This window comes from Streptococcus sp. 2741 (assembly GCF_013276315.1).
GTDB classification, from domain to species: Bacteria; Bacillota; Bacilli; order Lactobacillales; family Streptococcaceae; genus Streptococcus; species Streptococcus pseudopneumoniae.
In genome coordinates this window covers 1-13,106 of record NZ_VMKU01000061.1, presented here as the reverse complement: position 1 = coordinate 13,106, position 13,106 = coordinate 1, and the positions used below count along the sequence as shown (strand labels likewise).

Below are 13,106 nucleotides of genomic sequence, written 5' to 3'. Positions count from 1 at the left end.
CTTTATCTTTACTTATTTCAATGATTATTTTGCTTCCATGACTACTGGTAGAATAGCTGGACGACGCTTAGTTTGATCAAAGAGATACTTGGTCAGATTATCCCGAACCTTGCCTTTAAGATCTGCCCAGTCAAAGTCATCTCCTTGAAGATAGTCTTCTACCGTTTGGTTAATCAATTCTGAACTTTCACGGAGAATATCGCGGCTCTTCTTGAGATAAACAAATCCACGCGTGTGAACACGTGCCTTGGCCACAATTTTCTTCTCACGACGGTTAACGGTGATTGCGACGATGAAAATACCGTCCTCTGACAAGACCTTACGGTCACGAAGGACTACATTACCAACATCACCGATAGCATTTCCGTCAATCAAGACATCCCCTGCCGAAACCGCACCAGCTGGGACAAAGTCTCCATTCTCATAAGCCATGCTGGTTCCCTTTTTAGGGATGAAAATGCGTTCTGGCAACATCCCAACTGCCATAGCAGCCTTAGCATGGGCATCCAACTCACGGTATTCCCCTTGAATCGGGAAGAGATACTTGGGTTGCAAGAGATTGATCATCAACTGCAAATCACGCGCATTTCCATGTCCTGACACACGTAAGCTTTGGGTGATCAATTTGACAACCCCTCCTGCCTGATAAATCATATTTTCCACACGCGCAACGAAGGCTTCTTTAGCAATAGACGGAGCCGTAGCAATATAGACCAGGTCCCCATCCTTGATTTCTACATAACGATGGCGACCAATCGACATCTTACGAAGTCCATTGATAGGTTCACCCATACGACCTGTCTCAAGAATAATCAACTCATGGTCTTCAAAGCGAGACATATCTTTCGGCTTAATCAAGAGAATTTCGTTGGCTAAAGACAACTTCTTGAGACGAATCGCTGTGCGGACGATATTTTCAATATCAAATCCTGTCAAGACGATACGTCGACCTGTTTTATCCGCAGCGTCAAAAATCTGCTGGATACGAGAAAGGTTACTGGAAACAGCTGCAACGATGATACGACCTTCCCAGTCAGCAATGGTTTGGGTAATTTCATCTCTAACTTCACTTTCACTAGCCACCTGAATATTGCTGTCCGCATTGGCCGAATCACTGAGGAGAGCCAGGACGCCGTCACGACCGATTTCTGCCAAACGAGCGAAGTCTGTCGCATAGGATTCACTAGCTGTCTGGTCAAATTTGAAGTCACCTGTATAAACGATGCTACCTTCAGCTGTCTTCAAGACAATTCCCAGGCTCTCTGGAACGGAGTAAGTCGTAGGGAAGAAGGAAACCACTGTCCCACCAAAATCAATCTCCGTATCTTCATCAATAACATGAAAATCATTAAATTTCTTGACTGCGTCATTTCCTTTGACAAAGAGCTTTGCCAACTCAATGGTCAACTCAGAGCCAAATACAGGTACCTTGGCTTCAGCCAAGAGATAAGGCAGAGCACCAATAGCATCTGCATGTCCGTGAGTTAAAAATACCCCAGCAATTCGATCTTTATTTTCAAAAAGGTAGTCCATCTTTGGAATCACCACATCGACCCCTAATTGTTCATTTTCGGGATATTTTAACCCTGCATTCAAAACAAAAATGGACTCTCCAATTTCAGCAATGTACATATTTTTCCCATTTTCACGTACACCACCAAGTGTTGTTAAACTAATATTACTCATTTTTCCTCCAAAATCTTAGTTTATCTTGATTATAGGGTTGCTTACCCTCTTATTCTAAAAGCACTATTACTGTTAGCCGAATCTTTTCCTACCATTATACCATTTTTTTGATGATTTTCAAAATGAAGATTTGTTTTCAAAAAAGAGCTGGTTGCCCAACTCTTTCCTAACTTCTACTCTTTTTCCATCAAACAAAACATAGATTTCTAATTATCCTTTTAAATCTCATTAAATGCTCGCAAATCCTTATTCTAAAGGGCTTCGAGCATTTTTACTGTTGGAAGATACTTCACGTTTCCTTATATATTTCCTCATGAATTGACTGTCAGAAGTGGTAAATTAGTAGTAAATTCATCTGTACTACTAAGCAACAAGACGTTCCTGCTGTTTCTTTTTTTCCAAGCGGTTCATCTCTGCCATAGCAGAATCGAATGTAGCATGTGCGTAATAGTTCAGCGTCATGTTTATATTCGCATGCCCCATAATGTACTGCAATGCTTTTGGGTTCATTCCTGCATTTGCATAGTTAGTGCAGAACGTATGACGCAAAATGTGTGGAGTGATATGGGGTAGCTTATCCTCATGATATTTATTGTATTTCTTGACAAGGTTTTTCAACATACCATTGTAATCACTTGCCACTTTAGGATAGTCTTTCCCATTGAGAAAAAGGAAATTACTATAACCATCAATCACAACACATTTACGGTTCTTCCGATTCGCCAGCACTCGCTGAAACGCTTGATAGGCTTCTTCAACCATAGGAACTTGTCGTTCGCCACTTTTAGTCTTGGGAGTTTCAATGTAGTATCCATTTTCAGTATCTCGTAGTAACTGATGGTCTACCTTGACAAGACGATTTTCAAAATCCAAATCTGGAAGTGTCAGACCGCCAAACTCTGAAATACGAAGACCCGTTTTTAAGAGTATCAGGATTTCATCATAATTCTTGCTGTAGGTCTTATCAGCTTTCGCAAAGGATAACAGCTTTTCTTCCTGCTCCGTTGTCAATGCGACTTTAGGAACAGTATCATCATCAATGACGGTATTTAGCTGGAAGTCAAAGGGATTCTTCCGAACACAATCGTCTTCAATCGCAATATAGAATGAAGCCCTTAAAGAACGCTTATAGTTATTGATGGTTTGATAAGCATATCCATCTTCACTCATTCTAATCGCCCATTCTTTAGCGTCAGACGGTTTAATGCTGTCTATGCTCCTTGCACCTAACTTGTCCTTTGTCAAAATATCCATCAGATATTTCCGTCCAGTTTGCGTGCCTTTCTTCACATTGGGTCTTTGAGCATTCTGCTTTGCGTAAAGCTGACAAAGTGTCATTTTCTTTCCTACAACATCAATGCCATCATGAATGTCTTTCAGTAGCTCCGCAACTTTTTCCCGAAGAGGAACACAATCACGCTTTCCTGCTGGTACTCTGTCTGTAGCCACCAGTTTCCATGAGTAGATAAATTGCGGTTCTCCAAATGAATCTACATATTTATATAAGTATCTTCCGTCTTTTCGTTGGCTCTCCCCAGTCTTTAAAATGCGACCTTTATTGTCACGTCTTTTCTCTGACATGGCTTTCGCTCCTTTCCAAAATGGAAAGAGCCTTGATACGACTTAATGCTATTTTATCATATCCAAGACCCTTTGGCGACGCTAGATTGCGTCCAATTTATCAATAATTTTTTCAAACTGTTTTCGCTTTATCTGAATACGATTGCCATTCATAATCAGCCAATTTGCATTTTTATTTTCCTCTGCCAAGCGTCGTAGCTTGTTTTCGCCAATACGAAAATATTTTGACGCTTCTTCAATGGTTAGGGTATAACGTTCCCAAATAGGAATGTCAGTCTGCTTCATAAAATCCTCCTTTCCAAATCACTTATTTGGATTTCATAAAAGTTGTTTTACCAGCAATCGAACAGCTTTAGCAAAGCTCACGGGAGTTCCACCCCTGCATGGTTCTCATGTAGCCATACTCATTGCCTGCGACGGTTTTATCACGCTCGGACTATTGACTGTATGGGAGTATCATTATCACGATAAGAATGTCGTTGCAGGCAATCCTGCTAAAGATTGCTTCTCGGATCACTAACATGAATCGCTCGCTATCTTTATAAGATAGGTCATGGCGGTTAGTTCCGTTGGCTCTTTTCTTATCGAAACGTATTCGATTACTTTTATTCAGTTTTCAAAGAACAATGGCTCGTTAGCCTATCAAAACACATTGAAAGCTCAATATGCTTTGGTGGAATAACAAACCTCCCTGTTCGGGAAGCGTGGAATGGTTTAGCACGCTTCCACGAAAGGAGAGAGGATATTACTTAATTTCAAATGACAAAATCTTTGTAATCAGTCTGGTTTCCATTCTTCCACGTAAGACTTCATCAACGACCATACTTTGATTGCCATATTCATCTTTCATAAGTCGTAGGGAACGCTTCGTTATGTACCCTCTGTAATGATGTAGAATCTGGTTAATCGCTTCGGTATCGCCATCTGTTGCCTTTACAATGAGAGGAAAGGGAATCATAGGATATTGTGTTTTCATTCTTCAAATTCCTCCATAAACTTTTTAATTAAGGCTAGTCCACTGGTTCTATGCCGATAGACAGTAGAACGGTTCAATTTCAACAGGTCTGCAATTTCTGAATCGCTCATGTCCATAAAGTAAAACAGCAGTAGAATTTCACGTTTCTTGTCTGGCAACTCACGTAATGCTTCACTCAACAAATCATTTTCAACGCCTACTGATAACCCATTGAGTGTAAAAATCTGAAAGTCAGTTGAATAGTTATCTGTTGTCGCAAACTGGCTAACAAGATAATCGCCAACATCAGAAAAGGACACTTCACGCTTTGCGATCCTTGAAAGATAAAGCAGATAATTCTTTCGCTCGTCTTCCATAGCACGTTTACAGATATAGTCAAACTGATTTTCTATTGTGGTCTGAAAAAAAGATGGTTTCATGTTTCTCACCCCCTTTCTGTCTAGGAAAGGAAGTGAGCCTTGCTCTTTTATCTCCTTTCACTCTTAGTCCCAATGTGAAAGGGGGATTTGTTGCATTACTGATGAATAAACTTTGTAAAAAAGTTCTGAATAACCAAAAAAGCACACAAACAGATTGATTTCTCTGTTTACATGCTTTTATTTTTCTATCTATATGATTTATAAAACCACATTGGTGGACGTACTTATCTATTGCAGATAGACGACTTTTTTTGATAAATACTCAATGTGGGGAACTTGATTGTATGTGATATACTTCATGGCGACTTTGACCTCCAACAAACCGCCATTTGGAAGTAAGATACAATATTTTAACAGCATAAATAGCACTACCATATAACGGTTTTTTTTATTGGCGTTTAGTAGTGCTTTTTATTAAATATGAACCTATAAACTATATAACATGTTTTTCTATACCTGTTTCTAATTCAATAGGAACAGTAAAATGTATAGAGGTGGTCTACTATGCGTAAAAAAGAAGATAAATATGATTTTAGAGCCTTTGGTTTAGCCATTAAAGAAGCTCGATTGAAACGAGGTTTAACTCGTGAACAAGTGGGAGCATTGATTGAAATTGACCCACGGTACTTAACTAATATTGAAAATAAAGGGCAACACCCCAGCATACAAGTTCTTTATGACCTTGTATCGTTACTTCATGTTTCCGTTGATGAATTTTTCTTACCTGGGGTCCCGAGCGCTTAGTGGGAATTTGTATCGATAAGGGGTACAAATTCCCACTAAACCAATGTTTCAAGGCCTATTTATTTTTTATATTCAATTCTCTTAAGTGTTTAGGAATAGATAACAAGTCAAATTTATACTCTCCAAGAAAAGTGATATGCTCCCAATTAATAGGAGATACATGCTTCATATACTTAGTTACTTCGGGATCTATTTTGACGAGATAATTATAAGCTGCTTGTAAGTAGACGGCGTTCCATATACTTATTGCATTTATTAACACATTAAGCGCACTAGCACTTTGAAGTTGTCGGCGAATATCGCGCTCCATAAATTTTCCGCGTCGCCCAAAAAATAGTTCTCTAGCTAAAGCATTAATCGCTTCTGTCTTATTTAGTCCATGAGTGATCCTTCGCCGTAGCTCACTATCTGTAATATAATCTATCATAAAAATGCTCTTTTCAATGCGACCTAGTTCTCTCAGTGCAAGAGCTACTCTATTCTTACGTGCGTATGAGCCTAGCTTTCCTAATAGTAAAGAACTAGATACTTTTCCTGTTTGAATCGAATAGGCGATTCGTTTAATTTCATCATAGTTTTCTTCAATAATTTTTACATTGATTTTTCCGCTTATATCTTCTGATAAGTTAGGGTAGTAGGAAGGTGATTTGATAGAAAATAATTGTGATTTTTTTATATTTCTGATGCGAGGTTCAAAATCAAAGCCTAGTAATGCGGTCATTCCAAACACCTGATCAGAATACCCATTTGTATCAGTAAAATGTTCCTCAATATCTAGATCTGTTTCATGATAAAGTAGGCCATCAAGGGTATGAGTAGCTTCCCTTGTATTAGTTGAAGCAACCTCGATATGATGAGTCGTATGCCTATCATTTATTGATCGAATCATTGTAGCTCCTTTTTCCATACTTTTGTAATGTGGATTAACATCGGATTTTAGAGCTGAGACGCCCACTGGGACGCGCATTCCGTCTGAAGCAGTGGTTTTTCCTTCACCCCAAAAGTCTGCAACAGGAAGCTTTAACTGATAATTAACCAAAACAGATTGAGCACGAGTCAGAGCTTCTTTATAAAAGCGCCATTGTTTGGCATTGGCTAACTGAGAATAAGAAATTCCAGGAGTTGATTGGGCCATTTTTTCAAGACCAATATTCATCCCTAAACCCAGCAAAGCAGCAAAAATAATTTTTCTTTCTTGTTCACTCGGCGGTTTCCCTGTAGAATCATGACTAAATTCTTGTGAAAAGTTGGTCCAACTGTCCACCTCAATTAAAAGATCACTAAGCCTTATCTTAGGAATTATTGAATAAAGTTTTTTTCTATATATTTCTGCTTCGCTAGGTGTAACTTTTTCCAACTTTTTAAGGTTTGCTCTTGAAATTCTCTTATCAACTGTCGAATAAAATTGAAGCTGTAAATCTAAAATTATTTCCCGATCCTTTAAATAGTCCTCAAACGTGTCTGGAATAGTTTCTGAATCAATACAAGCAGATAAATCAACTAAGTAATCATCAATATTTCGATGGATCATACTTCCTTCAACTGAAATATCTCCTGATCGAATATTGTTCTTTAGCTCGGTGAAAGCTACTAACTCATAGTAAGACCGATCTATTTTCCCCTCTTCTGGCCGAACAAGGCTTTTCCATTTTTTACTCACAAAATCAGTAGAAGTATCTGCCGGTATTTTTCTTTTACCACTATTGTGTAAATCAGTTAGTTGAGTTAGGGCCATGAGGACTGGATTTGCTGCCGGAGTTGCTTTGAACGAAAGGGTCCTCAATAACATTGGCGTGTATCTTCGGAGGTAATTAGCTTTATTTCGAACCATTTCTAAATAGCCATGATTTTTATTACCTGTAATTTTTTTAGCTTCTTCTCCATCTTGTACTAAATCTTCCCAAGGCATGATTCGTTCAATTTCGTCAAAAGGATTACTATCATTATCTTTTGCAAAGTGAAGAGCATCAATTAAAGAAGCATAATGTTCCAATTTTTTAGTAGCCAATTTTCCTTTTTCTTTTAACTGTTCTTGTGAATCACGTGTCCCTTTGCGTTTAATACTTGCTAAAATGCGGTCATTAATCTCAATCAGTTGATCGATCAGATATTGATGATGATTGACTAAAAAAGCAATAAGTAAAGAGTATCTTTTTTCAAGCTCAAAACGGGAGAAGTCATATGCATCATAATTTTCCCCTAGTCTAGCTAGCTGAAGAAACCTGTTCCGATTAATATGGGAGACATTAATTGTCCCGAGTCCCATGGAAGCAATCACTTCCACTTTTTTACAAATACTCATAAAGCTTTCTGGATTTGCCTTACCTGGAATGTCTTTTAGCCAAGCGAGTTTAGTTATTTTCGTCTCTTCATAAATTTGAAACAAACTCTCTAGTTTTTCAATTTGTATATCTGTTAATGAACAGAGTAATATTGAAAATAAGTTGTTTTCTGCTTTATCTCGACAGCGGCTTATAATGTCTTCAAGTGTAGCTATAGATGGAAAAATAATTCTTTTTCGAGTTAAGAAATCAATTGTTTTTTTCATTAGATAGATAGAGTCATCATTTTCTAAAGCTAGTTCAATTAAATATTCTATTAACTGTTTTTGTGTATTAGCACTACCGAATCGATGATAGTTGAATACTTCTAAGATCTCGTTGAAGTGATTTGCACGTGTATTTCTATGATCATATGAATTTAAATCAATTGCATCAAGATGGAGCTGTCGACTCACATAAGAAGTTAGTCTGGTTGATTTAATCGGCCAATTACTTAAAGAACACCCAGGATACCGGGCCAAACAAAGTTGTATCGCAAATCCTAGTTTATTGACCTTTCCACGGTGTTGATTAATAACCTCCAGATCATAATCAGAAAAACTAAAATACGCTTTAAAATCCTCTTCTGATAAGTGGTCTACAGAAAGAAGTTGTTCACGCTGTGAAGTAGTTAAAATTCTTTTCATAGCCATATCTTAAGCATTCCTTTTATTGAGGTAACGGTAAAAGGTTGTTTTGCTTAATTTAGAGGCATCAAGAATTTGACGAATAGAATACTCTTTGCTGTCATACATTTTTAAAGCTAAATCAATTGATAGCTTACCTTTACTTGGACGGCCCCCTTTTTTTCCTCGGACTCTGGCTGCCTTAAGACCAGAGTTAGTTCGTTCAATAATAATATCCCGTTCCAGTTCTGCTAAACTAGCCATAACTCGGAAAAAGAATCTTCCCATAGACGTTGAAGTATCTACGTTATCTTGAATAGATATAAAATTGACACTAAGTTCTTCAAATAATTCAGAAAGTTCAATCAAATGTTTAGTTGATCGTGAAATTCGATCTAACTTGTAAATGACAACAGAATCTCCTTCACGTAGTAGGTTGATCATTTCTTCTAATTGCGGTCGGTCTTTTTTCGCACCAGTTACTTTTTCTTGAAATAATTTATCAATTCCATAATGAGTAAGTGCATCAATTTGTAAACTAAGATTTTGATCATCCGTACTCACTCGAGCATAGCCAAAAATCATAAAAAAACCTCCTTAATTTTATAATTTAAATGTACCATAACTCATTAAGTATAACTATATAGGAACTATGAAAAAGGAACGGATTTTGGTACTTGATTTACTTAAAAAACATTTAGAAAAAGCAGGAAAATGAAAAGGTACCATAAACGGTCGTTTATGGTACCATTCAAATTTATCCTTATTGTACAAAATAACAGCGAAATTTTTAAATCTATTCCTTATCGATACAAATTCCCCGTAGGCGCTAGGGACCTCTTTAGCTCCTTGGAAGCTGTCAGTAGTATACCTAATAATTTATCTACATTCCCTTTAGTAACGTGTAACTTTCCAAATTTACAAAAGCGACTCATAGAATTATTTCCTCCCGTTAAATAATAGATAACTATTAAAAATAGACAATACTTGCTCATAAGTAACGGTACTTAAATTGTTTACTTTGGCGTGTTTCATTGCTTGATGAAACTGATTTTTAGTAAACAGTTGACGATATTCTCGATTGACCCATTTTGAAACAAAGTACGTATATAGCTTCCAATATTTATCTGGAACATCTGTGGTATGGCGGGTAAGTTTTATTAAGACACTGTTTACTTTTGGTTTAGGATGAAAGCATTCCGCTGGCAGCTTAAGCAATTGCTGAATCGAGACTTGAGTGTGCAAGAGCAACCCTAGTGTTCGGTGAATATCCAAGGTACGCTTGTAGAATCCTTCTTCAACAATCAGATAGATGTCAGACGCATGGCTTTCAAAAACCACTTTTTTAATAATTTGTGTGCTTAAATGGTAAGGAATATTCCCAACAATTTTATACCTCTGTTTGTTAGGGAATTGAAACTGTAGAATATCTTGGTGAATTAAAGTGACACGAATGTTCAGTTTTAATTTTTCTGACGATAAGTTGAATAGATGACTGTCTAATTCAATAGACGTTACCTGTTTACTTATTTTAGCCAGTTTCGTCGTTAAATGCCCTTTACCTGTTCCAATTTCGTAAACGGTATCGGTTTCTTTTAAATTCAATTGTTTTATTATTTGGTTGAGTACTTTTTCACTCGTTAAAAAGTTTTGAGAATATTTTATATTTTTGTTCATGTAATCACTCCTGAAGTGATTACATCTATAAATAAATACAGAAGTTAAACGATTTGTTTGTAATTTTAGTTATCTGTTTAAAAAGTCATAAGATTAGTCACTGGTAGGAATTAATCTAACGTATTTATTTATCTGCGTAATCACTGTTTTTAGTCTGTTTCAAAACAGTAGATGTTTTATCTACATTACGCATTTGGAATACCAACATGACGAATCCCTCCTTCTTAATTACAAATTTTTAGCATCTAATTTAACTTCAATTCCTATTATACAAAATTTTAAGATAATGCACAATCAACACACTCTTAAGTTTGCTTCTAAGTCTTATTTCCATAACTTTAGGGTTAACCATACGCAAGACCAATCACTCTCGGACAATACTCATGATTTTAATGATAAAATCCATGTTAAACCCATAGATAAGAAATACACCTGCAATAACCGTTACCTGTTTGTGCCAATTTAAAAATGCACCACTTTTTTATAATTAAAACGGTTGAAAACTGTACCACTAATAACTCACAATAGAGAGATGTCACCGTCAAGTTAAATGTACAAAATAACAGCGAAATTTTTAAATCTATTTCTTATCGATACAAATTCCTCGTAGGCGCTCGGGACCCCTACCTGCTAATAACTTGGTAAAAAGCACCCGACGATTACAGATAGAGAAATACATGGATAGCTTTACAGACAAAGAACTATCCTTAATGGAATCTTTAGCCAGCGGTATCAACGAAGCAAGAAACATCGAAGACTAATTAAAAGAATCCATACATAACGGAAAGAGCCGATAAAATGAGATTGTATTAATCTCATTTTATCGGCTCTGCGTCTTTGCGTCTGGCTCTGTAATCACAGTTACTTTGAACTGCTTTATTTCAATTAAATTTTCTTGTCTGCATTTCGGACAATAGAGGGGGAATTTTTTTAATTCAGTATCTTCCCTTATCTTTAATCGTGTTTTATTTCCACATACAGGACACAATATCCACTTGTAGTTTATAATAACTATCTCCTCCTTTACACTTTAATTCAAATCTTTATTAAAAAATATTTCATCTTATTTAACAAGAAACCATATTTATATAACAACATAAAATACACTAAGTTATTTTATTGAACATATATCGTACTTTATCTATCCGACTATTTGGACGACGGGGCTGGCAAACAGGTTCACCGGTAGTAACATGGTACCCTTTTAACTCTGTTAAACAAACACTACGTCCATTTGTAAAGAAAGTTAAATCACTACGATATTCTTGAATACACCGAGCAGGGATTTCTCCACTAAGAATGACCTCATTATTTTTCAATTGAGTGTCTACGATGTTCGCACAATATTTAGGAGCATCGTTGTATGCTCGTGAAAGATATTCCTGTGGCGCATAAATTTTAAAACTAAGATATGGCTCTAACAATTCTGTTCCAGCTTTTTTTAAGACTTGTTCCAATACAATAGGAGCAAGCATCCGAAAATCTGCTGGGGTACTAACAGGGCTATAGTATAAGCCATACTTAAAACAGATTTTACAGTCCGTCACATTCCAACCATATAATCCTTGTTCGCAACCATAGCGTATCCCTTCCATAACTGCATTTTGAAATGATTGATTTAAGTATCCAAGAGAAACCGAGCTCTCATACTGCATTCCACTTCCCAACGGAAGCGGTGATACAGATAAACCAATGGAAGCCCAGAAAGGATTTGGCGGCACTTCGATGTGAATGGTATATTCTGCATTTTTTAACGGTCTCTCCATATAAATGACTGTAGGCTCTTTTAGTTCTATCTCCACATGATACTTTTCTTGCAACAGTGCACTAATCACTTCCATTTGTACTTTCCCTAAGAAAGAAAGTATAATTTCATGTGTCGTAGAATCCACGTAATATCGTAGAAGCGGATCACTATCTGAGATTTCCAAAAGGGCATCAAGCAACATTTCTCTCTGTTCAGGTTTACTCGGTTCAACAGTTGTTTGTAGTAGAGGGTGCGGATTTTCAATCTTTTTTCTCTGTGGCAATAGTTTTGTATCTCCAAGAACACTATTTAACTTCAAAAACTCATTTTGCAAAATAACAATTTCTCCAGAATAAGCTCTATCAATCTTACATAATTCACCATTTATTGAAGTATACATTTCTGTAACTTTTATTTTTTCTTTTTCTGATACTCTAACCGAATCTCGTAAATGTAGTACTCCACTATAAAGGCGTATATATGCAAGACGTTGTCTTTTTTTTGTATATTCAATTTTGAAAACATTTCCGCAAAGTTCAGACGGACCTCGATGTGTTGATGAATAAAATTTATTAGTAATAACTTCTATAAGGTTATCAATCCCTATATTACTTTTTGCACTTCCATGATAAAGAGGGAACAGAGAACAATTCTGAAATCTTATGCTTTCCTCTTGTTCGAGTTCCAATGCTTCTAATGATTTACCGGACATATATTTCTCTAAAAGGTCATCGTTTCCCTCTATTACCGTATCCCATTGTTCAGATTCGGTAAAGTTCGTCACACACATATTAGGATACAGTTCTACCTTCTGTTTGATTACAATTTCGGCAGAAAGTTTCTCTTTAATATCCTGATAAACCGTTGATAAATCAATTCCATTTTGGTCAATCTTATTGATAAAAAAGATTGTGGGAATCCCCATTTTCCTAAGTGCATGAAATAATATACGAGTTTGTGCTTGTACGCCATCTTTTGCAGAAATCAGTAGAATTGCCCCATCTAAAACTGATAATGAACGATATACTTCTGCTAAGAAATCCATATGTCCTGGCGTGTCTATGATGTTCACCTTCGTATTTTCCCACTGAAAAGAGGTTATTCCTGTCTGAATTGTAATTCCTCTCTGACGTTCTAAAAGCGTATTATCCGTCCTCGTTGTACCTTTGTCCACGCTTCCTAATTCTGTAATCGCTCCACTGTTATATAATAAGCTTTCTGTTAAGGTAGTTTTTCCTGCATCAACATGAGCTAAAACTCCAATATTAATAATTTTCATGTGATTTTCCTCCATTCAAAAACCCAAAAGGGCATAAAAATCCCAGTGAT

General features: G+C 36.5%; 13 protein-coding genes and 3 pseudogenes. 3 read left to right on the top strand and 13 right to left on the bottom strand.

Features of this window, described 5'->3' with window-relative positions:
• Positions 1 to 24: 24 nt before the first annotated feature.
• The 3 genes from HT671_RS06780 to HT671_RS06770 all read right to left on the bottom strand — a co-directional run bounded on the left by HT671_RS06780 (position 25) and on the right by HT671_RS06770 (position 3,552).
• Positions 25 to 1,686 carry a ribonuclease J gene (locus tag HT671_RS06780; protein ID WP_138703009.1) on the bottom strand — a complete coding sequence of 554 codons (1,662 nt, stop codon included), beginning with the start codon at positions 1,684 to 1,686 and terminating at the stop codon, positions 25 to 27.
• A 363-nt stretch (positions 1,687 to 2,049) separates the two neighbouring features.
• Positions 2,050 to 3,267, bottom strand: coding sequence for a tyrosine-type recombinase/integrase (locus HT671_RS06775; RefSeq protein ID WP_001291569.1), 1,218 nt, complete (start codon positions 3,265 to 3,267; stop codon positions 2,050 to 2,052).
• Positions 3,268 to 3,348: 81 nt separating this feature from the next.
• Complete coding sequence (locus HT671_RS06770; protein ID WP_075227091.1) at positions 3,349 to 3,552, bottom strand: excisionase; 204 nt, start codon at positions 3,550 to 3,552, stop codon at positions 3,349 to 3,351.
• Here HT671_RS06770 and HT671_RS11660 point away from each other — a divergent pair.
• Positions 3,536 to 3,787, top strand: a complete 252-nt coding sequence (locus HT671_RS11660; RefSeq protein ID WP_001845478.1) for a hypothetical protein — start codon at positions 3,536 to 3,538, stop codon at positions 3,785 to 3,787. The two genes, HT671_RS06770 and HT671_RS11660, sit on opposite strands and share 17 nt — an antisense overlap.
• A gap of 225 nt (positions 3,788 to 4,012) precedes the next feature.
• Here HT671_RS11660 and HT671_RS06765 read toward each other — a convergent pair whose 3' ends face one another.
• From HT671_RS06765 to HT671_RS11940, 3 genes are all read right to left on the bottom strand, one after another.
• Complete coding sequence (locus HT671_RS06765; RefSeq protein WP_000857133.1) at positions 4,013 to 4,243, bottom strand: helix-turn-helix domain-containing protein; 231 nt, start codon at positions 4,241 to 4,243, stop codon at positions 4,013 to 4,015.
• Entirely contained in the window at positions 4,240 to 4,662 is a 423-nt protein-coding gene (locus HT671_RS06760; protein ID WP_050080608.1) for a sigma-70 family RNA polymerase sigma factor, read from the bottom strand. The genes HT671_RS06765 and HT671_RS06760 overlap by 4 nt, the downstream gene beginning before the upstream one ends.
• A gap of 228 nt (positions 4,663 to 4,890) precedes the next feature.
• Complete coding sequence (locus HT671_RS11940; protein ID WP_004249786.1) at positions 4,891 to 5,022, bottom strand: hypothetical protein; 132 nt, start codon at positions 5,020 to 5,022, stop codon at positions 4,891 to 4,893.
• Between the two features lie 144 nt (positions 5,023 to 5,166).
• On the opposite strand from HT671_RS11940, the pseudogene HT671_RS06755 reads away from it, so the two are divergent.
• Positions 5,167 to 5,388: pseudogene (locus HT671_RS06755) on the top strand (helix-turn-helix transcriptional regulator); the annotation flags it as partial.
• Positions 5,389 to 5,461: 73 nt separating this feature from the next.
• Here HT671_RS06755 and HT671_RS06750 read toward each other — a convergent pair.
• From HT671_RS06750 to HT671_RS11935, 5 genes and pseudogenes are all read right to left on the bottom strand, one after another.
• On the bottom strand, positions 5,462 to 8,380 hold the full coding sequence (locus HT671_RS06750; protein ID WP_001240982.1) for a Tn3 family transposase: 2,919 nt from the start codon (positions 8,378 to 8,380) through the stop codon (positions 5,462 to 5,464).
• A 3-nt stretch (positions 8,381 to 8,383) separates the two neighbouring features.
• Positions 8,384 to 8,938: a recombinase family protein gene (locus HT671_RS06745; protein ID WP_000576156.1), complete on the bottom strand. Its 555-nt coding sequence runs from the start codon at positions 8,936 to 8,938 to the stop codon at positions 8,384 to 8,386.
• A gap of 354 nt (positions 8,939 to 9,292) precedes the next feature.
• Positions 9,293 to 10,030: a 23S rRNA (adenine(2058)-N(6))-methyltransferase Erm(B) gene (gene erm(B) / locus HT671_RS06740; protein ID WP_001038790.1), complete on the bottom strand. Its 738-nt coding sequence runs from the start codon at positions 10,028 to 10,030 to the stop codon at positions 9,293 to 9,295.
• A gap of 124 nt (positions 10,031 to 10,154) precedes the next feature.
• The gene (locus tag HT671_RS06735) at positions 10,155 to 10,238 is read right to left on the bottom strand and encodes a 23S rRNA methyltransferase attenuation leader peptide (protein WP_001814874.1); all 84 of its coding nucleotides are present in this window, start codon (positions 10,236 to 10,238) and stop codon (positions 10,155 to 10,157) included.
• Between the two features lie 48 nt (positions 10,239 to 10,286).
• A pseudogene (locus HT671_RS11935) lies at positions 10,287 to 10,370 on the bottom strand (MLS leader peptide); the annotation flags it as partial.
• A 283-nt stretch (positions 10,371 to 10,653) separates the two neighbouring features.
• Here HT671_RS11935 and HT671_RS06725 point away from each other — a divergent pair.
• Positions 10,654 to 10,791, top strand: a pseudogene (locus HT671_RS06725) (XRE family transcriptional regulator); the annotation flags it as partial.
• A 59-nt stretch (positions 10,792 to 10,850) separates the two neighbouring features.
• Here HT671_RS06725 and HT671_RS06720 read toward each other — a convergent pair.
• Positions 10,851 to 11,018: a cysteine-rich KTR domain-containing protein gene (locus HT671_RS06720; RefSeq protein WP_000336323.1), complete on the bottom strand. Its 168-nt coding sequence runs from the start codon at positions 11,016 to 11,018 to the stop codon at positions 10,851 to 10,853.
• Positions 11,019 to 11,136: 118 nt separating this feature from the next.
• Complete coding sequence (gene tet(M) / locus HT671_RS06715) at positions 11,137 to 13,056, bottom strand: tetracycline resistance ribosomal protection protein Tet(M) (RefSeq protein ID WP_000691736.1); 1,920 nt, start codon at positions 13,054 to 13,056, stop codon at positions 11,137 to 11,139.
• Positions 13,057 to 13,106 lie beyond the last annotated feature (50 nt).